21 protein-coding genes are annotated in these 23,579 nt (G+C 67.1%); 13 read left to right on the top strand and 8 right to left on the bottom strand.

Going from position 1 to position 23,579, the window contains the following annotated elements:
• Positions 1-29: 29 nt before the first annotated feature.
• Both ACSBQT_RS06495 and ACSBQT_RS06490 read right to left on the bottom strand, forming a co-directional pair.
• Positions 30-1,925: a sensor histidine kinase gene (locus ACSBQT_RS06495; RefSeq protein WP_410709154.1), complete on the bottom strand. Its 1,896-nt coding sequence runs from the start codon at positions 1,923-1,925 to the stop codon at positions 30-32.
• A 152-nt stretch (positions 1,926-2,077) separates the two neighbouring features.
• On the bottom strand, positions 2,078-3,985 hold the full coding sequence (locus ACSBQT_RS06490) for an MOSC domain-containing protein (protein WP_435001151.1): 1,908 nt from the start codon (positions 3,983-3,985) through the stop codon (positions 2,078-2,080).
• 113 nt (positions 3,986-4,098) lie between these two features.
• On the opposite strand from ACSBQT_RS06490, the gene ACSBQT_RS06485 reads away from it, so the two are divergent.
• The 3 genes from ACSBQT_RS06485 (at position 4,099) to ACSBQT_RS06475 (ending at position 6,946) form a co-directional block, all read left to right on the top strand.
• A complete protein-coding gene (locus ACSBQT_RS06485) occupies positions 4,099-4,392 on the top strand; it encodes a metal-sensitive transcriptional regulator (protein WP_062862662.1) in 294 nt (97 codons plus the stop codon).
• Positions 4,393-4,478: 86 nt separating this feature from the next.
• On the top strand, positions 4,479-4,691 hold the full coding sequence (locus tag ACSBQT_RS06480) for a heavy-metal-associated domain-containing protein (RefSeq protein WP_435001148.1): 213 nt from the start codon (positions 4,479-4,481) through the stop codon (positions 4,689-4,691).
• Positions 4,691-6,946, top strand: a complete 2,256-nt coding sequence (locus ACSBQT_RS06475) for a heavy metal translocating P-type ATPase (RefSeq protein ID WP_435001147.1) — start codon at positions 4,691-4,693, stop codon at positions 6,944-6,946. The genes ACSBQT_RS06480 and ACSBQT_RS06475 overlap by 1 nt, the downstream gene beginning before the upstream one ends.
• 198 nt (positions 6,947-7,144) lie before the next feature.
• On the opposite strand, the gene ACSBQT_RS06470 is transcribed toward ACSBQT_RS06475, so the two are convergent.
• The gene (locus ACSBQT_RS06470) at positions 7,145-7,426 is read right to left on the bottom strand and encodes a hypothetical protein (protein ID WP_139467472.1); all 282 of its coding nucleotides are present in this window, start codon (positions 7,424-7,426) and stop codon (positions 7,145-7,147) included.
• A gap of 397 nt (positions 7,427-7,823) precedes the next feature.
• Here ACSBQT_RS06470 and ACSBQT_RS06465 point away from each other — a divergent pair, with 397 nt between their 5' ends.
• The 4 genes from ACSBQT_RS06465 to ACSBQT_RS06450 all read left to right on the top strand — a co-directional run bounded on the left by ACSBQT_RS06465 (position 7,824) and on the right by ACSBQT_RS06450 (position 11,919).
• Positions 7,824-8,369, top strand: coding sequence for a hypothetical protein (locus tag ACSBQT_RS06465; RefSeq protein ID WP_435001146.1), 546 nt, complete (start codon positions 7,824-7,826; stop codon positions 8,367-8,369).
• Positions 8,369-9,334, top strand: coding sequence for a response regulator transcription factor (locus ACSBQT_RS06460; protein ID WP_410709159.1), 966 nt, complete (start codon positions 8,369-8,371; stop codon positions 9,332-9,334). The genes ACSBQT_RS06465 and ACSBQT_RS06460 overlap by 1 nt, the downstream gene beginning before the upstream one ends.
• A gap of 4 nt (positions 9,335-9,338) precedes the next feature.
• Complete coding sequence (locus tag ACSBQT_RS06455; RefSeq protein WP_410709161.1) at positions 9,339-10,625, top strand: sensor histidine kinase; 1,287 nt, start codon at positions 9,339-9,341, stop codon at positions 10,623-10,625.
• Positions 10,626-11,034: 409 nt separating this feature from the next.
• The gene (locus ACSBQT_RS06450; protein ID WP_435001144.1) at positions 11,035-11,919 is read left to right on the top strand and encodes a M15 family metallopeptidase; all 885 of its coding nucleotides are present in this window, start codon (positions 11,035-11,037) and stop codon (positions 11,917-11,919) included.
• A 4-nt stretch (positions 11,920-11,923) separates the two neighbouring features.
• On the opposite strand, the gene ACSBQT_RS06445 is transcribed toward ACSBQT_RS06450, so the two are convergent.
• Positions 11,924-12,559, bottom strand: coding sequence for a DUF1990 family protein (locus ACSBQT_RS06445; RefSeq protein ID WP_410709164.1), 636 nt, complete (start codon positions 12,557-12,559; stop codon positions 11,924-11,926).
• A gap of 168 nt (positions 12,560-12,727) precedes the next feature.
• Here ACSBQT_RS06445 and ACSBQT_RS06440 point away from each other — a divergent pair, with 168 nt between their 5' ends.
• On the top strand, positions 12,728-13,180 hold the full coding sequence (locus tag ACSBQT_RS06440; RefSeq protein WP_410709166.1) for a MaoC family dehydratase: 453 nt from the start codon (positions 12,728-12,730) through the stop codon (positions 13,178-13,180).
• A 118-nt stretch (positions 13,181-13,298) separates the two neighbouring features.
• Here the strand turns inward: ACSBQT_RS06440 and otsB are convergent, their stop codons facing one another.
• Together otsB and ACSBQT_RS06430 are read right to left on the bottom strand one after the other, a co-directional pair.
• On the bottom strand, positions 13,299-15,950 hold the full coding sequence (gene otsB / locus ACSBQT_RS06435; RefSeq protein ID WP_410709167.1) for a trehalose-phosphatase: 2,652 nt from the start codon (positions 15,948-15,950) through the stop codon (positions 13,299-13,301).
• 35 nt (positions 15,951-15,985) lie between these two features.
• On the bottom strand, positions 15,986-16,810 hold the full coding sequence (locus tag ACSBQT_RS06430) for an HdeD family acid-resistance protein (RefSeq protein WP_410709168.1): 825 nt from the start codon (positions 16,808-16,810) through the stop codon (positions 15,986-15,988).
• A 124-nt stretch (positions 16,811-16,934) separates the two neighbouring features.
• Here ACSBQT_RS06430 and ACSBQT_RS06425 point away from each other — a divergent pair, with 124 nt between their 5' ends.
• From ACSBQT_RS06425 to ACSBQT_RS06415, 3 genes are all read left to right on the top strand, one after another.
• On the top strand, positions 16,935-17,477 hold the full coding sequence (locus ACSBQT_RS06425; protein ID WP_410709169.1) for an ArsR/SmtB family transcription factor: 543 nt from the start codon (positions 16,935-16,937) through the stop codon (positions 17,475-17,477).
• An 86-nt stretch (positions 17,478-17,563) separates the two neighbouring features.
• Complete coding sequence (locus ACSBQT_RS06420) at positions 17,564-18,664, top strand: serine hydrolase domain-containing protein (RefSeq protein ID WP_435001141.1); 1,101 nt, start codon at positions 17,564-17,566, stop codon at positions 18,662-18,664.
• The gene (locus ACSBQT_RS06415) at positions 18,661-19,035 is read left to right on the top strand and encodes a hypothetical protein (protein ID WP_410709171.1); all 375 of its coding nucleotides are present in this window, start codon (positions 18,661-18,663) and stop codon (positions 19,033-19,035) included. The genes ACSBQT_RS06420 and ACSBQT_RS06415 overlap by 4 nt, the downstream gene beginning before the upstream one ends.
• Positions 19,036-19,097: 62 nt before the next feature.
• On the opposite strand, the gene ACSBQT_RS06410 is transcribed toward ACSBQT_RS06415, so the two are convergent.
• Positions 19,098-19,556, bottom strand: coding sequence for a Rieske (2Fe-2S) protein (locus tag ACSBQT_RS06410; protein WP_410709172.1), 459 nt, complete (start codon positions 19,554-19,556; stop codon positions 19,098-19,100).
• Positions 19,557-19,768: 212 nt separating this feature from the next.
• On the opposite strand from ACSBQT_RS06410, the gene ACSBQT_RS06405 reads away from it, so the two are divergent.
• Positions 19,769-20,980: an MFS transporter gene (locus tag ACSBQT_RS06405; protein ID WP_410709173.1), complete on the top strand. Its 1,212-nt coding sequence runs from the start codon at positions 19,769-19,771 to the stop codon at positions 20,978-20,980.
• A 15-nt stretch (positions 20,981-20,995) separates the two neighbouring features.
• Positions 20,996-22,831: a DNA helicase RecQ gene (gene recQ, locus ACSBQT_RS06400; RefSeq protein ID WP_410709174.1), complete on the top strand. Its 1,836-nt coding sequence runs from the start codon at positions 20,996-20,998 to the stop codon at positions 22,829-22,831.
• An 84-nt stretch (positions 22,832-22,915) separates the two neighbouring features.
• On the opposite strand, the gene ACSBQT_RS06395 is transcribed toward recQ, so the two are convergent.
• The gene (locus ACSBQT_RS06395; protein ID WP_410709175.1) at positions 22,916-23,476 is read right to left on the bottom strand and encodes an OsmC family protein; all 561 of its coding nucleotides are present in this window, start codon (positions 23,474-23,476) and stop codon (positions 22,916-22,918) included.
• Positions 23,477-23,579 lie beyond the last annotated feature (103 nt).

Raw genomic sequence — 23,579 nt, 5'->3', positions numbered from 1 at the left:
GCACCGAGCCCGCCGGCGACGGTCCAGCCCTATCCGGTCTGACCCGCCCCGGTCTGACCGGCCCCATTTTGCCCCGCACCGTTCGGGTCGGGCAGCCACACCGTGAGCACTGCACCCTTGAACCGGTCGCAGTCCTCCCCGTGGCCCTGCACATCGACGGCTCCCCCGAGTCGGCGGATCGCCTGCACGACCAAGGACAGCCCGACCCCGCGGGTGCCCGTCTGCTGGCGCCCCTGCCCCTGGTCGGTCTCGACACCGTCGTGCTTCGTCGACCACCCGCGTTCGAAGATCGCGTCGAGGTATTCCTCGTCGATGCCCGGACCGTCGTCGCTGACCTCGATCGTGAATCCGCCGGGACCGCCTGAACCGGAGAGTTCGACGTGGACCCTCTTGTCCTCGGCCAGAACGTCCTGCCTGCTCAGGGCGTCGAAGGCATTGTCGACGAGGTTGCCGAGGATCGTTGCGAGGTCGCGATCATCCCCGCCGAGGTTGCCCGTGAGGTCCGCGGTGTCCACCGTCATCTCGATGCCCACCTCGGCGGCTTGGGCGATCTTCGACAGCAGCAGCGCCGAGAGGACGGGGTGGTCGAAGGTCATCGACCCGTCCCCGTTGACCCGGTTGAGATCGTCGATGTCCTTGGCCGCGAAGTCGATGGCCTCGTCGACGTGCCCGGTCTCGAGCAGGGACACGACCATGTGCAGCCGGTTCGCGTATTCGTGGGTCTGCGCGCGCAGGGAATCGGAGAAGGACCGCACGGAGACGAGTTCGCCGGAGAGCTCGGCCAGCTCCGTGTGATCGCGCATGGTCACGACCCAGGTGTCACTGGCCGCCTCGGTGGGCTGCTGATTGACGACGAGGACGCGGTCGTCGGTGTAGTGGATCTCGTCACGAGCCCACCGGCCGGAGGCGAGCAGATCGTGCAGCGCCTCGGGCAGGTCGAGTTCGCGCAGCGGCATCTCCTCCGCCGAGGTGGGGCCCGGGTCCGCATCGTCACCGGCGGGCGGCATGCCCAACAGTTCCCGGGCCTCGGTGTTGATGAGCACGATTCCGCGGGCACGGTCAACGAGCAGCAGTCCTTCGGAGACGGCCGTGAGCACGGAGGAGTAGAAGTCGAGCATGCTGCGCAGCTCGTCGGCACCGTAGTCACCGGTGACCCTGCGCAGTCCCCGCGATGTCACCCAGGACGAGCCGATGCCGAGGATGAGGGTGAGGACAGCGATGCCGATGAGCCATTTGCCCTGTGCCAGGAAGCCTTCGCGGACCGAATCGGCGGAGCTGCCGACGATGACGGCGCCGACGACGGTGTCCGATCTCAGTCCGTCGACGCCGACGTGTTCGGCATAGACCGGGGTGACGACGTACATGGTGCCGTCGGCCGGGCCGCCGTCGTTGATGAAGCGCACGGTCGACCTGCCCTCCTGCAGGGCCTGTCCGTCGACGGCCTGGGCCAGCTGGTCGATGGAGTCCTCGGGAATCTTCCCGGAATCCGCCGAGGCGGTCTTCGCTTCCAGCGCCTGTTGGCGTCCGGGTGAGCCCAGGGTCGGCGGGGTGAGGAGGAAGTCGATGGGCACGACCGCGGCGATGTCGAAGCCGTATTGGCTGATGACGTTGTCCAGCAGCGTCTGGACGTCGTCGCGGGACTCGGAGTCGAGATAGTCGTCTTGGCCGACGTCACCGGTGCCGACGAGGCCCAGCGACATCGAGATGTTGTCCGCGGCCGACCGCAGCAGGTCCTGTTCGCGCTTCGTGTTGAGCTGGGAGAGCTGGAGGTAGAGCAGACTCGTCGTGAGCACCATGATTCCCACGAGCATGATCGAGTTCGCGAACATGATCCGACCGGCTGCGGAGAGGCGGACCCACCGACTCAGGCGACCCACCGGTCCGGCGGGCCCCTTCGACAGCACGGTGCGCTTCTTCTTCGGCATGGAATCCATTGTGCCACCCACGCTGAGGCCGTCTGCCTGGTCAGGCGGGCAGGCCATGCGGCCGGTTCAGAGGGCCTGCCGAGTCAGTCAGACGGATCAGTCCGGCAGGGTCAGTCAGCCGAGTCAGTCAGGCAGGGTCAGCCTGCCTGTGTTCAGAGCGCCAGACTGATGGGCCCGGCGGGTACCGCGGAGCACACGAGCACTTCGTCGCCCTCGACTCGGGCAGCCGGTTCGATCGGGTAGAGCACGGACCCGGCGGCCAGGGACACCGAGCAGGTTCCGCAGGATCCGCCTCGGCAGGAGCTCGGTGACCGGAATCCGCGCGCTTCCAAGGATTCGAGCAGGGTGCCTTCCTGCGGCTGCCAGACGAAGCTCGTGCCCGATTCCTCCAGGGTCACCTCGGCGGGCGAGCATGCGGCGATGGCCTCGCTCATTCCCGTGTTCGGAGAGGCGAAGGTCTCCTGGTGGACGGCGGGAACGCCGGCCTCGTCAGCGGCGGCGAGCACGGCCGCCGTGAAGTCGCGGGGTCCGCAGACCATGACGTTGTCGCAGCCGGCCACCCAGTCGACGAGTTCCCGGTGGCCGGGTCGGCCGACCGTCGCGGTGTCGCGGTGGTGAGTCTCGACGGGCACGGCTCCCGAGTGGGCGCGGTCCTGCAGCCGGTTCCACAGGCAGGCGGTGCGGTGGTCGCGGTCGACGTGGAAGAGCCGGATCCGGTCGGTGGCGGGCAGGTCGGCCAGCCCATCGCTGCGCAGCAGTCCGAGGCTCGGGGTGATGCCGATTCCCGCGGTGATCAGGGACGTTGTGCCGCCGAAGACGCGGGAGGCGGTCATAGTTCCGTGCGGGCCGGAGGTGAGGATCCGCTGTCCTTCGTCCAGCGACGCCACCGCGCGGGAGCCCTTGCCCTGGGTGCGCACGGCGATGCGGACGATGTCGTCGTCGACGTCGGTGATCGTATAGGTCCGCCAGAACGGTGCACCGAGGTCGAGGTGGACGCGCAGGTTCGTGCCAGGTTCGTCGAGTTCGCGGATCCAGCCGAGATCGTCGCGCAGAGCCACCTCGACGATGTCGTTGCAGATCTGCTGACGGCCAACGACGGTCATGAACCGCGGAGTCCGCGCGACCTTGACCAGTTCGCGCGGTGCCGGACCTTCGACGGTGATCTCGTCGCCGGCCATGACAACGCCGGTCTCGAGGATCTGCCCGTAGATTCCGCAGTGCAGATGCCCGCAGGCGGAGTTGAGCAGACGCGGGACGTTGACGTCGACCTCGGTAGTCGTCGGGTTGACGGTCGTCGCCGGGCAGCGTTCGATCGTCGAGCGGATCGCCAGGCGCACGCCGCCGAGGCGGATGATCGAACCGATGAGCGCGAACTCTTCGAACGGGGCGAGCCCGTCGACGAGGATGTTGCCGCGGAACCGCAGCGGGTCGAGCTCGGCTGCGGGAGTGGCCGGGTCGCCGTTGCCGGACCCTGTGCGTTCCGCCTCCTGCGCGCTCAGCCCGAGGGCGGCGCGGCCCTCGTCGGTATCGGCGATCGCGGCGACCGTGGCGGGATTGATGAGCGAGATTCCCGAGCGCTGCGAGTCGAACATCCCCTGATCCGCGACGGCGAGGCAGCGCGGGAATGTACCCTGAGGGGGTATCCGTTCGGAGAGGAATCTCGCCGAGGCGGCCCTGCCCTCTTCGTCGTCCGTGGAGAAGGTCGTCGATTCCCCCGTCGGGGCCGTGAGGGTCACGGTCGCGGAATCATCGTCGGCCGCCTCGGCGGGGGCACTCCGCTCGTCAGGATCGGTCTCGGTCGCGGAATCGGCATCGGCGTCGGCGCCGACCGCCTCGGGGAGGGTCGCTGCGACCTGCCATTTCTGCAGGTCGGTGTCGTTCTTGAGCACGGTGAAGGCGGAGTACGAGTGCCACGCGTCGGCGGGAACGTCGAGGCTGCCGTTCGTGAACGCCGCGATCCGGTCGCCGCGGATTCCGCGGTCCTTGACCACTCGGGCCTCGGTGAGCTCCTCGGCGGGGAATCCCTTGACCGGGAACCGGAACAGTCTGGCAGCACGCATAATTCGATTGTAGGAGCCGGAGAACACGTCAGGGTCAGGGTGAGAGCAAACGCACAGCCGCCTCGGCGAGGATCGATCTTGATTTATACCCTGTAGGGGTATACGGTGTGAGTATGACTGAGCAACATGGATACACCCCGCAGAAGGACGCTCTCGCACGGAGGATGAAGCGGATCGAAGGTCAGGTCCGCGGAATCGGGAAGATGATCGATGAGGACAAGTACTGCATCGACATCCTCACCCAGGTCTCCGCCGCGACAGCCGCGCTGCACGCGGTCTCCATCAACCTCCTCGAAGAGCACATCGCTCACTGCGTGGTCGACGCCGCCTCATCGGGCGACGACGAAGAAGCGCGGAAGAAGGTCGAAGAGGCATCAGCCGCCATCTCCCGACTCATCAAGAGCTGAGCGGAGGGCTGCGTCCACCCGGTCGGGGTGCGACGACGCCCGAGGCTCTGACATCGGGAAACACTCACCGCTGATTGGAGAACACAATGACGACCACCACCATCACCGTTTCGGGAATGACCTGCGGACACTGCGAAGCCGCGGTGAAGGAAGAGCTCGGGTCACTCGCGGGCGTCTCGGACGTCGCGGTCGACCTCAACGCCGGGGGCGATTCCCCGGTCACGATCACCTCGTCGGACGCACTCGACGATGCGGCGATCCGTGCCGCCGTCGATGAGGCCGGCTACGAGGTGAAGTGATGCCTCGCGAGCTCGAGCTCGACATCACGGGCATGACCTGCGCGTCGTGCTCGGCACGGATCGAGAAGAAGCTCACCCGCCTCGACGGGGTCACGGCGGAGGTCAACCTGCCGCTGGAGACCGCGCACGTGGTCATCGACTCCGAACTCAGCGACGACGACATCACCGCCGCCGTCGAGAAGGCCGGCTACGGTGCCACGGTGCGCAGCCCCGGCGCGGGCGGCGCCGGTCCGGAGATCGTCGACTACGATCCCCGCCATCTGCGGCCGCGCTTCGCAGGCGCCCTCATCCTGGCCGTGCCGATCGTTGCGATCTCGATGGTCATGAGCTGGCACTTCACCGGGTGGCAGTGGATCGTCGCGATCCTCGCCCTGCCCGTCGTCACCTGGGGTGCGTGGCCGTTCCACTCGGCGGCGTACAAGGCCGCCCGCGGTGGATCGACGACCATGGACACCCTGGTCAGCGTCGGCATCACCGTCGCGAGCCTGTACTCGTACTTCACGCTGGGTCGGGCCGTCGCCGACGGTCACGGCTGGGCGATTCCCGCCGAGTACCACGTGTGGTTCGAAGCGGCCGCGGCGATCACGGTGTTCCTGCTCATCGGCAAGCTCACCGAGGACCGGGCGAAGAACCGGGCGACGGCTGCGCTCAAGGCGCTGCTCGACCTCGGCGCGAAGTCCGCGACCGTGCTGCGCGAGGGCGCCTCCCCGAATGGTGCCGCCGCTTCGGACGGTGCCGCCGCGAATGACGGCCGTGTCGAGGTGCAGGTGCCGATCGATGAGCTGACCATCGGCGATGTCTTCCTCGTCCGTCCCGGCGAGAAGATCGCCACCGACGGTGAGGTGCTGAACGGTCATTCGGCCATCGATGAGGCAATGCTCACCGGCGAATCCGTTCCGGTCGAGGTCGGCCCCGGAGATTCCGTCACCGGCGCCACGATCAACACCTCCGGTGTGCTCGAGGTCCGTGCCACCCGTGTGGGTGCGGACACGACGCTGGCAGCCATGGCCGATCTCGTCTCCCGTGCGCAGAACGGCAAACCTGCCGTGCAGCGACTGGCCGATCGGATCTCGGCGGTGTTCGTGCCGATCGTCTTCGGCATCGCCATCCTCACCCTGCTCGTCTGGGGCTTCGCCACCGGCGACTGGGCGGCGGGACTGCATGCGGCACTCACCGTGCTCATCATCGCCTGCCCCTGCGCCCTTGGCCTGGCCACGCCCACGGCTCTCGCAGTCTCGTCGGGGCGCGGATTCCAGCTGGGCATCCTCGTCTCCGGTCCCGAGGCGCTGGAGTCGACGCGGTCGATCGATACGGTCGTCCTCGACAAGACCGGCACCCTGACCACCGGCGTGATGAGCCTGACCGGAACCGAGCTCTCGCCCGCTGACTTCGATGTCCTGGCCCGATTGGAATCGCGCAGCGAACACCCGATCGCCCGCGCCATCGTCGACGCCGCGCCCGAGATCGTCGGGACGGGGTCAGCTGGAGCCGCCTCGGCGAGGTCGGTCAAAACCGCGGCCGGGTCATCGGTCACGGATTTCGAGAACATCGCCGGCGGCGGACTGCGGGCCACGATCGACGGCGCCGAGGTTCTCGCCGGTCGTCCTGATCTGCTCCGCGAGCGCGGAATCGCGGTCAACTACCCGACCGATTCGGTTCCGCGTGGGGCCACGATCGTCGCACTGGCGATCGACGGTCAGTTCCGCGGGCTTGGCTTCGTCTCCGATGAAGCCAAGCCGACGGCCAAGGCAGCGATCGACGAACTGCATTCGCTGGGACTGAGCACCGTGCTGCTGACCGGGGACAACGCCCAAGCCGCCGAGGTGGTCGCCGAGGCTCTCGGAATCACCGAAGTCCGTGCGGATGTCCGTCCGGAAGGCAAGGTCTCCGTGGTCAGCGAACTGCAGGGGCAGGGCCGGGCCGTGGCCATGGTGGGCGACGGGGTCAACGACGCCGCCGCTCTGGCCGGTGCCGACCTCGGCATCGCGATGGGGTCGGGCACGGACGCGGCGATGGCGGCTTCGGATGTCACCATGGTCAAGTCCGATCCTCAGCAGATCCCGCAGGCGATCAGGCTCTCGCGCCGGACCTTGGGGCTCATCAAGGGCAACCTGTTCTGGGCCTTCGCCTACAACACGGCAGCGATCCCGATCGCGGCGTTCGGTCTGCTCGACCCGATGATCGCCGGGGCTGCGATGGCGTTCTCGTCGGTGTTCGTCATCCTCAACAGCCTCCGCCTACTGCGGTTCAAGTAGGCGCGGCGGGGCGGACGAGCATCCACCCCCGACCTCGAGCATCCCCCACTGAAAGCGCCATAACCCCCTGCTCCTGCAGGGCGTTATGGCGCTTTCGGTGTCTGATGCCTCAGCAGGTGTAGGAAGGGACATTCCCGCGAGGGTGTGCCGCAAACGGTGAGGTCGGCCGATGGTGGCTCGACAGCGGCAGGAGTTGTCTTACCGCATGACCGGGTAAGACTGGTTCTGGTTCTGCGTATCCTTGCGCATCACCCAGTTGAGGTAGCTCGTGAAGCCCGACACCAGCACAAATGCCGCTCCGGCGTAGATGAATGCGTAGCCGAAGGCGCGGCCGTCCTGCCATGCTCGGGTGACGATGATCGCGAGGACGAGAGTGACGATTCCGCAGACGGCGCCGACTTTGATCGCGTCCTTGTAGGACACCGTGCTGGTGGGCTTGCCGCCTGTGGACTTCTTCTTCGGGGTGTTCGTGGGCGCCATGCCGCTCATTCTACCGGTCCGACCTGAGAGCCGACTCGCCCCCACACGCACACCGAGGCGGCCGCAAGCCCCCTTGTGGCCGAACTCTGACGCCGGAACCTTTGACCGGTGCGGGCGGATTCTGCTCACCTGAACTGATGATCAGGTGGACTACAGGCTCGGAACAGGCAAAAATGAGGGTGTGCCCGTCACTGTCAGACGCGCCTCCGGGGAGGCGCTGTGCTCATTTCACTCCAGCCAGGCCCCGCCTGGCCGTGAATCATGTGCGGACACCACTGCACCGACGACCACCGCCGCAGACATCGCAGCCGTCGGCCCCGGCCCCCTCGACATTCCCCACTCGTCATCCCCCCGTCACACCCTCCGTACTGTCACTGCACTCATCCTCGCGGCGGTCATGACTCTCACCGTCACGGCATGCGGACCCGATCGCGGGCTCAAGGTCTCCCCCGAGGGCAACCCCTCCCCCTCTCTCTTCGCCCCCAATACCGAGGCGGCCGGCCAGGCGAACGAACCGTTCTCGCTCGACGAGGTCCGCAAGGCCATCGAATCGTCCTCGGGAATCGCCGTCACCGGCAGCGCCACGGAGACCGCCAAGGTCGTCGCCGACTGCGAGGACTGCCTGAAGTTCGCGTCGCCGTTCCTCAGCGGTGAACAGAAGTTCCAGCTGGTCACGGTGGCCAACCCCAAACAGCGGAATGAGATCATCGCCGGCGCCGTCATCAGCGAACAGAGGGGCGAGCCCCGCCTCGAGCTCATCGCCACAGGCAATCAGCTCAAGGTCAGTCCCGGCAGAAATGGGACACTGGTGGTGCAGGAGGCCATGTTCGCTGACGGGGACAAAGCATGCTGCCCCTCCGGCTGGTCGGTGCAGGTGTTCCGCCTGCACGACGGTAGGTTTGAACCAGGTCAACGCTTCACGCGGCTTAATGGAGAAACGTAATGCACATAGTTCTGGTCGAGGATGACGAGGTCATCCGCGAAACGACGCAGATCGGACTCGAACGCTTCGATTACACAGTCTCGGCCTTTGCCGACGGCCGCGAGGGGTACGAGTTCGTCTCCGCCAACGGCGCCGACGTCCTGCTTCTGGATCTCATGCTGCCGACGATGAACGGCGCGTCCATCTGCCGTGCCGTGCGGGAGCGTTCGACGATCCCGATCATCATCATCTCCGCCCGCTCGGACGCCATCGACATCGTCCAGGCGCTCGAGGCGGGAGCCGATGACTACCTCACCAAGCCCTTCGACATGCAGGTGCTCAACGCCCGCATCCGTGCGGTCGTCCGCCGCTTCATCACCACCGGCACCGACCGGTTCGGCTACTCCCCCGCCCCCGAAGCGGATGAGCATCACGAAACCGTCATCGGTCCCGGCGGCATGGTCACCGGCGACGGCATTCCCGAGGTCCTCGGCGCCAGCCCCGGAATGGACACCCGGGATCGACTGCGAGCGCAGCTCGAATCCGATGACACCTACCTCGGTGCCGGTGGGAAATTCACCACCGCCCCCGAGGCGGACGACGACGAAGAGGCGATCGGCGGCACCGGGGTTCCCCCTCGCCCGAACGGCTCGCCCACGGTGGCCCAGGAATCGTCCGGCTCCGACGGCGGGTTGGGTCCGTTCCGCACACGACTGGGCTCCCTCGTCCTCGACACCGGCCGACTGACCGTCGAGGTCGACGGAGAGGAAGTCCATCTCACCCCGACCGAACTGCGCGTCCTCCTGCTGCTGACCGAGCAGCCCGAGCACGTGTACTCGCGGGAGAAGATCGCGTTCACGGTATGGGGATACGAATGGGCCGGCGACTCCCGCGTCGTCGACGTCCACATCCAGCGCCTGCGGAAGAAGATCGGGGCGAACATGATCGAAACCGTTCGCGGATTCGGTTACCGCTTCGCAGGCTGATCGCATGTCGCTGCGCTGGAAGATCTCTCTGCTCATCGTCGCCTCGGTGATCATCGCCGTGCTGTCGTGCTCGATCGTGCTGCGCCAATCCGCGGCACGGGCCGAGGACGACCGGATGCGTTCGACCGTGACGGAGCAGCTGACGAACGCAACGGCCATCTTCTCCGAAACCGGGGTGCTCACCCTCAACGCCCGCATCGACGATCCCGAACTGCCCAAGGAAGCGCGCAAGTCCGCGCTCAAGGGGCAGAGCGTGACGATCCGGTCCGAGGTCGACGGCGAGGAGATCGTGTGGGCAGCCGCCCCGATCGAGGTCGGTTCGCACACCCAGGTGATCTCCGTGCGCGCTTCGACGAAGGACAGCCAGGAGCTCATCGGCCAGATCGACCAGGCGCTGCTGGTGGGCATGATCGGCTCCGCCCTCGTCGTCGGCGGTGTCGGATCGATCGTCGCCGGCCGCATCTCCCGCAGGCTCACCCTCGGCGCTCAGGCCGCCAGGAAGATCGCCGCCGGGGACACGACCACGCGCATCGCCGATGTCATCGACGAATCCGATCAGGAGGTGTGGGCCTTCGCCACGGCCGTCGACACCGCGGTGGCCCGCCTGACCGAACGGATCGACTCCGAGCAGCGCTTCACCGCCGACCTCGCGCACGAGATGCGCACACCGCTGACCGGTCTGGTCAACGCCGCGAACCTGCTCGAAGAGGATTCCCGCCCCGCCGAACTCGTCAAGGACCGGGTCGTGCGCATGCAGGTCCTCGTCGAGGATCTCCTCGAGGTCTCCCGCCTCGACGCCGGCCGCGCCAACCCCGAGTTCACCCGCGTCGACGTCGATCAGGCGATCCGGTCCCTGCTGGGCACGATGGAAGCTTCGGGCGCCCTCGCCGGCCATCAGATCGACACGCATCTGGCGGCGCTGAATTCGACGCTGGTCACCGATGTCCGCCGTTTCGAGCGCATCGTGTCGAACCTGCTCGTCAACGCGATCAAACACGGCGGAGATCCCATCCGTTTGGAGACGAGCACGCGCAGCATCGTCGTCACCGACTCCGGTTCCGGCTATCCGCCGGACATCGTCAACACCGGCCCGACCCGCTTCGTCTCCGCAGGCGGCGGCGGAATGGGCCTCGGTCTCGTCATCGCGCAGGGGCAGGCTCGCCTGCTCGGCATCACGCTGATCTTCAGTAACGACCCCGTAACGGGAGGCGCCCGAACCGAGGTGATCTTCCCCGACGAGGAAGCCCAGGAACGCGCGCTCCGACAGTACATCGAGAGCCGATCCGAATAATTTCGCCGAGGCGGCCCCTGAACGTCGTCCACGGCGCTGACCTGGCCTGATACCGGGATTCCGGGGTTTCGCTGAACCCGGCCTGAACATCGGCTGACCGCCCGCGGGTGCGACTCGTCACCAAAATATGACAGGTTCTATATATTCCCGTTACACTTTTGTGATGTTGTATTGAAGTCGTCGAAACCTCGGCGGTCTTCGACGAGTCACAGTCACACGGAGAGTTATGTCAGAGTCATCATCGACCACAGAACCAACGGTGCGTCGACGGGATCTGCACAGGCGTCGCTCATCGTCCCCGTTCTCACGCGCACGCACTTCGTCGCGCAGCACCGGGACACCGGCCGCGCCTGCATCCACTGCATCCGCTGACTCCTCTGCCGAGTCACTGTCGCCGAGGCGCGCAGCGATGGCCGCCGAGGCGCAGGCGGCTCAGCCGTCTCCACGCCGGGCCGCAATGGCTCGTGAAGCCGCTGCGGTCCCGACGACCTTCGGCTCACCGCCTGCCTCGTCGGCCCGTCGGGTCAGCGCAGGAGCCGCCGAGAGCCGCGGGTCCGATGGCGCGCTGCTCAAGTCCGTGCGCAAAAGGAAGGTGCGGACCGTATCGACTCTGGCTGCCGTCTCAGTGGCCGGTGCCGCAACTGCAGTGACCATGCTGGTCAACAACCTCAGCGGCGGTGCCGAGGTCAAGACCGACCCGACCGCCGCCGGTGAGCCCGCCGCCATCAATGCCGAGAAGGTCAATGCCGACGTCCCCGAGGTCAAGGGGAAGTCGTCGATGGAGATCGGCGTGCCGAGCGCCAAGCAGAAGAAGGTCGAAGCCGCGTCCCGCGCGGTTGAGAAGAGCGCCCTGCCCGGCTGCGATGAGAAGCAGAACTTCGACCAGTCCGCCGGCAACGGCGAGCTGCCCGATGAGTGGCTGTGCGATCTCGGCAAGGAAGATCACCGACTCCGTGCCGACGCCGCTGTCTCCTTCGCGAAGATGAACGCCGCCTACAAGAAGGACACCGGCAAGGAACTCGAGATCACGGATTCCTATCGTGACATGGCCGGACAGCTCTCGGTCGCCGGCCGGAAGCCGGGCCTGGCCGCCAAGCCGGGCACGTCCCTGCACGGTTGGGGCATCGCCCTCGACCTCGGTGGCGGAGTCGCCAACAAGACTGGAGCCTGGAACTGGCTCGTCGAGCACGGAGACGAATACGGCTGGGAGAACCCCGACTGGGCCAAGGCCAGCATGTACGAGCCGTGGCACTGGGAATACACTCCCGCCCGCGACTCGATTCCCGGCAAGTGATCGATCAGCTGCGCAGCGCCCGTCCGTAGCGGCGGCGGTAGATGATCTGAGCGAGCCGGACGAACGGTTCGCCGAGTCTCCAGTTGCCCAGCCCCGCCCGCGAGACCGACCTCAGGAGGAGGAAGACCCGGTCATCGACGGTGCGGATGAGGATGAATGACTCCTCTCCGGTGATCGGATGTCCCGGCTTCGTGCCATAGGTGAAGCCGCACCGGTCCTCCGCTTCGAAGACGTCGATGACCCGTGAGGGCTCAGCCAACCGGAGGGGTCCGAGGCGCACGCGGATCGTCGGCTCCTGGCCCGGCTCCACTCGAGGCGCCCGGCCAGGTCTCACTCCATCCGCGCGAGCGTCGACATCGGCCGTCGACTCCGCTCGACCCGATCGAGCCGCTCGACCCGCTCGACCCGCTCGATCGGCTCGATCCGCTCCGTCCGCGCTCCCATCCACCTCGATGTCGAAGCCGCTGCGGATCTTGACCTCCCAGTGCAGGACCTCCTCGGCGCAGCGGTCGAAGGTCTCTTTCCCGTGCCCGACGAAGTACGCGGATTCGAAGTTCCGGTAGGCGTCGGGACGCTCCAGCCACCTCGGCGAGAGGGGTTGCGTCAGCGTCTCCGGACGGTCCTGTGAGTGTGCGGCCATGCTTCCAACCTCACGGACTCGGCCCGTCAACCTGACGGACTCGGACCGTGGGACTCACAGTCCGGACGGCGGGGTGGCATCGACCGGACGGCCACGTATGATGCCAAGAACAGCGGACCTCAATCGAATGTCCGCTCAGCATCTGAGCCACGATCAAAGGAGAACCACGTGCGCACAATCGACGGCATCGACGAGATCGAATCGCTCATCGGCCAGGAACTCGGCTCCTCCGAGTGGATGACGATGGACCAGGACGCGATCAGCGCCTTCGCCGACGTCACCGGCGACCACCAGTGGATCCACGTCGACGAAGCGCGCGCGGCCGAGGGGCCCTACGGCGCGACGATCGTCCACGGATTCTTCACCCTCTCGCTCATTCCGAAGTTCTCCACCGAGGTCTTCACCATCGAGGGCGTGTCGATCCGCGTCAACTACGGACTCAACAAGGTCCGCTTCCTCCAGCCCGTCGTCGTCGGCTCCCGACTGCGCGGAACCATCAGCGTCAAGAAGGTCATCCGCGGCGACAAGGGCACTCAGGTCATCCTCGAACACACGATCGAGATCGACGGCCAGGATCGCCCCGCATGCGTCGCCGAGGTGGTCACCCTCCTCGTCGAGTGAGCGAGGTGCCAACGAGGAGCCTGCAATCCGGGTTGCAGTGCGGCGACGGTGCTCAACCCCGCCTCAGGTGGGCGAATTGGTCACTCTCCCGACGGTTTTCTGTGACCATTTCGCCCTCTTAAAGCACGTTCGGGCGGTGGGCGTCGAGCTGCTGGGCGACGCGGATGTAGCCGAGGTGTGAGTACGCCTGCGGGTGGTTGCCCAGGTGCATCTCGGCGACGGGGTCGTATTCCTCCGACAGCAGTCCGGTGGGCCCGAGCAGGTTGTCGACCTGCCGGAACAGATCCCAGGCGTCGTCGATGCGGCCGACCTTGATGAAGGCTTCGATGAGCCACGTCGTGCAGATGTGGAATCCGCCCTCGAGCCCGGGCAGCCCGTCGTCATAGCGGTAGCGGAACACCGTCGGGCCGACCCGCAGCTCGCGTTCGATCGCGTCGACGGTGGACACGAACCGCGGATCGTCGGCGTCGAGCAGCCCCGAGAGTCCGACGAACAGGGCCGCCGAATCCAGGTCCGTCTCACCGTACGCGACGGTGAACGCTCCGACCTCCTCGTTGTAGCCGTGCGTGAGCACGTCGTGGGCGATCTCCTCGCGCAGCTGCCGCCACGCACCGGGCGGCTCCCGGTCGAACCGATCCGCGATCCGCAGCGCCCGATCGACCGTCACCCAGCACATCACGCGCGTGTACACGTTGTGCTTCGGCGCGCGCCTGGCCTCCCAGATCCCGTGATCGGCCTCGAACCACCGTTTGCCCACGGCTTCGACCATCTGGCAGGTGAGCGTCCAATAATCCTCGGGCAACTCGCCGAGGTGGTCGCTGAGTTCGTCGAGGAGCTCCGTGACCGGGCCGAACACATCGAGTTGGACCTGATGTTCGGCGGCGTTGCCGACCCGCACCGGCCGTGATCCGGCGTATCCGGGCAGGTGGTTGAGCACCGCCTCAGTGGTCAGGGCCGAGCCGTCGACGGCGTAGAGCGGATGGAGCTGTTCGGGTGAAACCGTGCGCTCGAGGATGCCCGACAGCCATGAGAGGAAACCTTCGGCCTCACCGGTGGAACCGAGGGCGAGCAGGGCGCGGACAGTCATCGACCCGTCGCGCAGCCAGGTATAGCGGTAGTCCCAGTTGCGGACGCCGCCGATGCCCTCCGGCAGGGAGGTCGTGGGGGCGGCGAGGACTCCACCGGTGGGTTCGTGGCACAGGGCGCGCAGGGTGATCGCCGAGCGGATGACCTCTTCGCGGTGGTGACCGGGCAGAGTCAGTGATTCGACCCAGTTCGTCCAGAAGTTCAGGGCGCGTTCGCGCACATGGTGCTCGCCGCCGGTGGCCATGTACCCGGCGTCGCCCGTGCCCGTCCCGCAGGCGAGGACGAGGACGACGGATCCGCCGGGCTGCTGCGAAGGGACGACGGTTGCTTCGGCGGTGTGGGAGTCGCCGTTCTCAATGATGTCGAAGTCGATTCCGGGGGCGTGGAGTTCGATCGGCTCCGCGGTGCCGAGCACCGAAACCCCGTCATCGGTCCTGGTCATCCGGGTGGGAACCGTGGCGTAGTCGAGCCTGGGTGCGAACCGGATGCGGGTCGGGGTGTCGCCGGTGAGTACGCGGACGACGATCGTGTCGTCGCTGTGTCCGTCCACGGGAGCGAGGTAGTCGACGCAGCTCAGTCCAGCCCACCGGGTCTCGAGCAGGGTCGAATTCCCGAGGTAGCGCTGGGTCAGCGGGGCAGCCCCGTTGGCCGGTGCCACGGCGAAGAATCCGGCCGCCTCGGAGCCGAGGATCTCGGAGAACATCGACGCCGAATGCGGCAGCGGGTGCGGCATCCAGCAGATGCTGCCGGTGGGGTCGATGAGCGCGGTCGACTGTCCGTTGCCGACGAGGCTGTGCCGCTGGATCGGGGTGGCGCGGCGGCCGAAGAGCCAGGATTTGCGCAGTTCGAACAGGGCGCTGAGGACGGTGGAGACCTCGGCCGGTGAGTCCAGCCGGAAGTCGGCGTGAGTGGGCGCGGGCTGATCCCCGACCTTGAGCCCGAGGTCGTCGGCGCCGAGGGTTTCGAGAGCGAATTCGTCGGCGGTGTCATCACCGATGAAGACGACGGCCTCCGCCCCTGTCTGGCTGCGCAGACGGGTCAGCGCATCGGCCTTCGACGACGGTACGACGGACAGGTCGATGACCTGTTTTCCGCGGGTGGGATGGATCGGGTGGGCGGCTGCGAGCTTCTCGACGGCGGCTTCGATCTCCCGCCGGTCGGTCTCGTCGAGTCCGCGCAGGTGCACGGCCGCGCCGGTGGTTTTGTGCTCGATGACATCGCGCGGCAGGGCGCGGGTGAGGTCGGCGCGGAAGTCGACGAGGACCGCCCGCTGCGTTTCGGTGAGGGCGTCGATGGTGAAGGTGTCTGTCTCACCGCCGTGAGACCCGAAGAGGTGGACCTCCCGGGGCAGGCGCGACATCGCCGCGAGGTCGCGCAGACTGCGACCGGAGATCACCCCCGCCGAGGTGGACGGCAGCAAGGCGAGCGCGCGCAGTGAGTCGACCGAGCTCTCCAAGGGAAAGGCTTGGCTGGGGACGTCGACGATGGGGGCGATCGTCCCGTCGTAGTCGGTCGCCACCAGCAGGGATGGGGAACGGGAGAGCGCGAAGAGGCGCCGGAAGAGGACGGGATCGAGTGCTCGGCTGGCTTCGGCCAGGTCGCCCAATAGTTCGGAGGACCTCACCGAGGCGGCTATGGTGGCCAATCGGGATTCGGTTGCGCTCTCGTGCTCGACAGTGCTCATCTCACCTCGGGTGTCTCGGTTGGCTCGGGTGCCGGTCAGGGCTCTTTCGTCACGGGGGTGTCGTCGTCCGGATCGTCCGGATCACCGGAATCGGCCGCGCCGTCGGGGTCCGTTGAGTCGGGCGTGTCCGCGGCATCGGACCGGCTCGTATCGTCGGCGGCGTCAGCGGCACCCGCGGGGGCAGCGTCGGCGCGGTCGGTCGCCTCGGCGGGGGTGTCGATCTGTTCGGGCAGGGCACCGAGCTTTGCCAGCTGGCGGCCCTTGCTCAGGCGGGAGTAGCCGCCGATGATGAAGATCACGCCGGCGATGAGGGTCGCCGCTCCCGTGAAGCCGAGGATCGACAGGGCCTCCATGCCGTCGCCGAAGACGAGGATGATGCCGAGCAGGACGTGGACTCCGGAGGCGATGAGGAAGTCCGAGGCCATGGGCTGGGACCGCAGCTGCCGGTAGGCCCAGAATTCGAGTGCGCCGTGCAGCAGGGCCCAGATGCTCACGGCCGCGCGCAGTTCGGCGGGCTGGTCGGCGAGGAAGAGGAAGACGATGGCCGGGATCGCGATGACGGCCTGGCCGAAGATCGCGGTGCGCACGTTCAACGGCGAGCGCACGGCCTGGAAGACCAGGGCCAGGGCGAAGAGGATGAGGTAGCCGATGGCCAAGTGGTCGACGACGTCGGTCGGCAGGCTCAGCTGCGCGGGGTTGACGGCGTCGCGGGGCCAGAAGACGGTGACGATGCCGAAGGCGACGCCGAGGACTCCACGCACGATCATGGGCCAGCCGAGCCGACTCGCTGCGGCAATGGCCTGCGGGGCGGCTTCGTTACGCGGGGGCGTGGATTCGGTGCGCGGTTCTTCGGTACTCATCACGGCACCAGTCTAGGTCGCCTGCCTGAGTCTGTCCGGTCAGCGTCGACTCAGGCGCGGGTGGGCGGCGCTTCGTTGCGTATCATGTCTTTACGTAATTACGTATTGATTGTATTATCGAAGTATGGAATCGACACCGTCGGCAGACGATCGCCTCTCCGCCCTCGAACAACGAGTCGCCGAACTCGAGGCTGCGGCCGCCTCCATCGCGCCACCGCGGCCCGCCGCAGGCGAAGCGGCGACCGCCCTGCCGGGCGACGCGGAGACCTTCTGGGCGCTGCATGGGCTCGTCGACCACCTCGGCGAGGAGGGCGGAGTGACCTACACCGGGTACACGACTCCCCCGGGCGGCAGCGGTCCCGTGGCGTGGCAGATGGGCCTGAGCAGCGCGGGCCTGGCGCAGATCGACTTCGCCGAGGCGGCCGGATCCCTGGCAGCCCTCGGCCACCCGGTCCGCCTGCAGCTGCTCCAGGCGATCTATGAGGGCACGAGCACCGTGGCCGAGCTGGGCAAGGACGAACGCTTCGGCACGTCCGGGCAGATCTATCACCATGTGCATGCCCTCGCTGGCGCCGGTTGGTTAGAGAGCGCCCGCCGCGGACACTGGCGGGTGCCCGCTCAGCGAGTCATTCCACTGCTCACCCTCGTCCTCATCGGCACACACTGACGAACCCTCGCGTCCTTGGGCCATCGCCCACCGCACGACCCGTACCGGACCACCACACTTTCCACCCCTGCTGACCAGGAGGAACGATGACCGTCACCGACGACCACCGCACATCTGCGGCCGCGGGACGGCCGCCTCGGCGACTGGGGATTGCCTTGCTTGCTGCCTCACTCACGGCCGCCGTGCTCGCGGCGATCACCCCGTGGCCGCGCGGTTTCCAGGGCGCGCCTACCGGGGATCCCGAGCTCATTGCTGAGCTCGAGGACGCACTCGGCAGCCGGCATTGGCAGCACGTGGCGGCCGCCCGCGTCGACGGCGACGAAGTGACTTTCGCGGGCACCGGAGCCCATGAGCACACCGAGTTCGAGATCGGATCGATCACGAAGACGTTCACGGCCGCGCTCTTCGCCGAGGCGATCGACCGGGGCGAGGTGAAGGCGGACACCCGCCTCGGCGAAGTCTGGCCGGACCTGGACGGGAAGGTCGCCGAGGTGACGCTCGAGTCGATTGCGATGCAGCGGTCGGGGCTGCCCTCCCAGGAACCCGCTCCGAGCTTCAGTGACGGAGTGATGAGCGTGCTGTCGAATTACATCCACACCGACCCATACCGCGGGGACGCCGCTGACATCGTCGCCAGCCTCAACGACGTGGACGTGGGCGAGCCGGAGCCCGAGTATTCGAACTATGGGTTCGCCGTTCTCGGCCAAGCCCTCGCCGAGGTGGCCGGGCAGGACTATTCCGAACTCGTTCGCGACCGCCTCGCCGAACCCTTGGGGATGAATGAGACATTCGTCCCGGAGTCCGCTGACGGTCTGTCCCATGGGTTCACGGCATCGGGGCTGCCGGCCGCTCCGTGGACTCTCGGCGGCTCGGCGCCAGCCGGCGCGATTCGATCGACGACCCATGACCTGTCGATCTGGCTGCGAGCCGTGAGCGACGGAACCGCGCCCGGCGCCGACGCGGCCGAACCTCGAGCCGACTTCGAGGACGACCGCATCGGCTGGGCGTGGTTCACGACGACGCAAGACGGCTCGACCATCACCTGGCACAACGGCGGCACCGGAGGGTACCGGTCGTACCTCGGATTCGACACAGAGAGCGGTGGCGGCATCATCGTCCTGAACGACTCAGCCAACGACGTCGATGAGGCCGCGAGTCTTGTCTCGACGAAGGGAGAACGCTCATGAGTCCCGAACTCGTCTCTACTGTCATCGGGGCCCTCATCGTGGCCTGGGGTGCCTTCACCGCGTGGCGAGCTCCTCGTGCGGCGTCCCGGATCGGGCTGCTCTCAGGGATGGTCACGGCGGTCGTATTCGTGCTGCTCATCCGCCTCATCACCCCGTTCGGCGGCTGGGAGAGCTGGTTCATCTACGTCTGGCTGGCCGGAATGCTCGCCATCGTCGTCTCCGTCTTCCGAGCCGCGCTCGTCTGGTCGGACCTGCCGTGGCGATCCGACGAGGCGAAGGCACGCAGGAACGAGGCGAGCGGGCTCGGCTTCTCCGCTCTGCTCGCGCTCCTCATCGCTGGCGCACTCGTCCTTCCCGGACTCTTCCTCTGACGGAGAGCGCCCGGCTCCGCGAACAGCCGACCACGGCGGCCTGAGCCGGCCGGCGTCGGGCTCTACTTGCCCTTGACGGTCAGAGTGCCGCCGCTTTCGGAGACCTCGTACTTCGGCAGCGGCTCCTCGGCCGGACCGGAGATCACCTCACCCGTGGTCACCGAGAAGTTCGAGGAATGGCACGGGCAGATGATGGCCTTCTCGGTGATCTGTTTGACCTGGCAGCCCTGGTGGGTGCACACCGATGAGAACGCGAAGAACTCGCCTTCCTTCGGCTGAGTGACGACGTAGGTGTCCTCGATGACGGTGCCGGAACCGACGGGAACGTCGGAGGCCGGCAGACTCGAGTCCTTCGTCGGCTCCGCCTCCTCGTCAGACGAACACGCCGAGGTGGCCGCCACAGAGCCGCCGATGACGGCCACCGTTCCGGCCACGCCCGCTGTCTTCATCACACGTCGTCGGGTCGGATCCGCCGTTGCGGTCGATTCGACTTCGGCGGGGCTGCTCGGGGTCGTCGTCATCGGAATCTGCTCCTTCTCGCGGGTGCGCACAATCCGCCATGCCGCCAACAGACATGGACTCGTAAGTTCCAGCGTACAATCGCAGTCGGTTCACCGCCTGCAGGTACCTGTCAGGATCGAATGGCACCAGACCGGTCCTCGGACGATCGGGGCGATGGGTGCGGTGGGCCGCCTCGGCGAGGGACGATTTCAACCGGAAAAGGGGTGCGGCAGTGGCCGACGAGACGGCAGCACACCAGCGGCGCCCGGATCCGCGCATCGCGACGGGATGGGGCCTGGCCGCCTCGGTGTACGTATTCACCGTCGTCATGATGGGCACCACCCTGCCCACGCCCCTCTACCCGCTCTATGAGGAGCGGTTCGGGTTCGGCACCGCATTCACCACTCAGCTCTTCGCAATCTACGTGGTCGGGGTCATCGGCGCGCTCGTCGTCTTCGGTCGCCTCTCCGACGGACTGGGTCGACGGCCGGTGCTCAGCCTCGGGGTGATCTTCTCGACCGCCTCGGCGGTGCTCTTCCTCATCGGATCCCACATCGGCCTGCTGCTGACCGGCCGAGTTTTGTCCGGTCTGGCCGCGGGGATCTTCACGTCGACCGCCACCGTCACCGTGCTCGAGAACGCGCCCGCCGGGCGCGAACGACTCGCCGGATCCTTGGCCACGGCGGCGAATATGGGCGGCCTCGGACTCGGGATCCTGTCGTCCGGACTGCTCGCCCGCTTCGCCCCCGCTCCCCTGCTCACGCCGTTCCTCGTCAACGCGCTCATGCTCGTCATCGCCGGCTTGGCGCTCATCTTCGTGCGGGACCGGACGCACGGCGGGGCGACGGCTGTGCGGTTGCAGCTGCCGGGGATTCCCGCCTCGGCGAAGCGCATGTTCCTGGCCGCCTCACCTGGGGCGATCACCGGCTTCTCGGTGTGCGGGCTGTATTCGGCGATCGCGCCGAGCTTCATCGGGCAGACCCTGCACGTGACGTCGACCGCGGTCACGGGCGCCGTCGTGTTCCTTCTCTTCGGCGCCTCGGCGACGGCGCAGGTGCTGCTGCGCGGGTTGAACGACCGTCGACTCATCATCGGCGGGACCGTGACCATGATCGTGAGCATGGGTGCTCTCGTCTTCGCGCTCATGGCGGGGTCCCTGCCGGTGCTCATCGCCTCCGCAGCGTTGGCCGGTGCCGGGCAGGGGCTCGTGTTCATGACCGGGATGCGTGCGATCACCGCGGTGACCGCGCCGGAGCACCGCACCGAGGCGACCACCTCGTACTTCATCCTTGCGTACGTGTTCATATCGGTGCCGGCGATCGGTGCCGGATTCCTCGCCGCCGAGGTGGGACTGGCGAACGCGACCGTCGTCTTCGCCGTCGCTGTGGCCGCGGTGTGCGCGTTGGGACTCGTGGCGGCCCGGAGGTTCAGGTCAGTGACGTGAACTAGGGTGGGTGCCATGACCTCCGCAGCCACGACCTCCGCCCTCGATGTCCTTCACGATGTCTTCGGCTATGAGGAGTTCCGGGGTCAACAGGCTGCCATCGTCGACCAGGTTGTCGGCGGCGGGGATGCGGTGGTGCTCATGCCCACCGGCGGCGGAAAATCCCTGTGCTATCAGATTCCCGCCCTGGTCAGGCCCGGTACCGGCGTGGTCATCTCCCCGCTTATCGCGCTCATGGCCGATCAGGTGGCGGCACTGGAGAACCTCGGTGTGCGGGCGGCCTATCTCAACTCGTCCCTCGATTTCGAGACCGCCCAGCAGGTCGAGCAGCAGCTGCTCGCCGGCGAGATCGACCTGCTCTACCTCGCACCCGAACGTCTCGTCCTGCCGCGGACCATGCGACTGCTCGAGCAGGCACAGATCTCCCTGTTCGCCATCGACGAAGCCCACTGCGTGTCCCAATGGGGACATGACTTCCGCAGCGACTATCTGGGACTCGGCGTCCTGGCCGAACGATTCCCCGATGTTCCGCGCATCGCCCTGACAGCCACTGCCACACCGGCCACTCACGCCGAACTCACCGAGCGTCTCCACCTCCAAGATGCCGAGCACTTCGTCGCGAGCTTCGATCGACCCAACATCACCTACCGGATCGAGCCGAAGGCCTCGGCCAGGTCGCAGCTGCTCAACTTCATCACCACCGAACACCCCGGGGATTCCGGCATCGTCTACTGTCTGTCCCGGCGCGGAGTCGACCAACTGGCCGAAGCGCTCGTCGCCCGCGGCCTCACCGCTCTGCCCTATCACGCGGGGCTGCCTTCCGAGGTACGCGCGGAGAACCAGGCGAGATTCCTCCGCGAGGACGGCATCGTCATGGTCGCCACGATCGCCTTCGGCATGGGCATCGACAAACCCGATGTCCGCTTCGTCGCCCACCTCGATCTGCCTCGATCAGTCGAGGGCTACTACCAGGAGACCGGTCGAGCCGGCCGTGACGGACTGCCCGCGGACGCGTGGATGGTCTACGGCCTCGGCGATGTCGTCTCCCAACGTCGACTCATCGAATCCGGCGAGGGCGACCAGGTGTTCAAACGCCGCCAGATGAGCCACCTCGACTCGATGCTCGCACTCTGCGAGACCGTCGACTGCCGACGTGTGCAGCTGCTGCGGTACTTCGATGAGGAATCCGCACCGTGCGGCAACTGCGATACCTGCATGACACCGCCGGTGACCTGGGACGCGACCGTGGCCGTGCAGAAGCTGCTGTCGGCAGTCATCCGCCTCGACCGAGAACGCGGGCAGCGTTTCGGTTCGGGCCAAGTCATCGATGTGCTGCGCGGCAATGACAACGACCGGTCCAGGGCCTCGGACCATGAGAGCCTGAGCGTCTGGGGCGTCGGCGACGACCTGTCCGAGAGCCAGTGGAAGACCGTCATCCGGCAGGTGCTCGCCCGCGGCCTCCTCGAATCCCATGGGGACTACGGTGTGCTTGTGGTCGGCGAGAACGCCGGCCCCGTGCTGCGCGGAGAGGAGGAGATCTCACTGCGCGTCGACCCGGTGAGGAAAGCCGGAGCGAAGAAGGCCGGATCAAGTCGCCGAGGCGGCCTCGAAGTCGAACTCGACCCCGCCGATGCCTCCCTGTTCGAGGCACTGCGCTCCTGGCGAGGAGAGCAGGCGAAGGAGCAGGGCGTGCCCGCCTACGTCGTGTTCCCCGATGCCACGCTCTACGGCATCGTCGAGGTCAAGCCGACGACGATCAGCGAACTCGGTCAGGTCAGCGGAGTGGGGCTGAAGAAGCTCGACCGCTACGGCGATGCCGTGCTCGAAGTGCTCGCCGCCCACGCAGGCTGAGAATCATGCCCCCTGTTACTACCCGACGGCGGCCCAGCAACCTGGCGCGAGGTTGCTGGGCCGCCGTCGGGTAGTCCTGGGAGGTCAGTTGGTCTTCGTGACGGTGACGTCGATCGGGGTCGGGTTAGTGAAGATGTCGAAGAGGGGGCAGTGGGCGTCCACGGTCTCCTGCAGCTTCTGGTAGTCCTCGTTGCTGTCGGGTCCGGCGATGTTGACGCTCACGCGCACGGACGAGAATCCGGGCCGCACGGTCTCATCGGCGCCGAAGAGTCCCCTCACATCCAGGTCGCCTTCAGCGCTGACATCAAGTTCGTCGATGGTCAGTCCGAGGTTCTGGGCGTAGAGGCGGTAGACGACGACCTGGCAGGAGATCAGTGCGCCGAGGGCGTACTCGACAGGATTCGGGGCGGCGTCGTCGCCGGCCAGCGGGGTCGGTTCGTCGACAGTGAAGGTGTGGCGGCCGGCGGTGATGACCGAGGACACCGAACCGCGGGCGGTGCCCGAGGCCGAGAACGTCAGCTGCCCGTTCTTCGCCGACGCGGCCAGCCGTTCGTTCCATGCCTCTCCGGCCGTGGTCAGTCGCGTGGCGCGTTCTTCGTCGCTGATGGCGATGGTCGTGTCGAACTCGGTGGTGGCTGCAGTCATGAGGGTGGACTCCTGATCGAATGGTCGAGCGTGTGGTCGAGATCGTGCGGGTCGGTGCTGATCTCAGACTAGAAACGATCGCCCAGCGGCGTCCTCCCCACCG

Origin of the sequence: Brevibacterium sp. H602, from assembly GCF_051172395.1 — a bacterium.
Taxonomy (GTDB): domain Bacteria; phylum Actinomycetota; class Actinomycetes; order Actinomycetales; family Brevibacteriaceae; genus Brevibacterium.
This window is presented reverse-complemented; position numbering and strand designations above follow the sequence as displayed.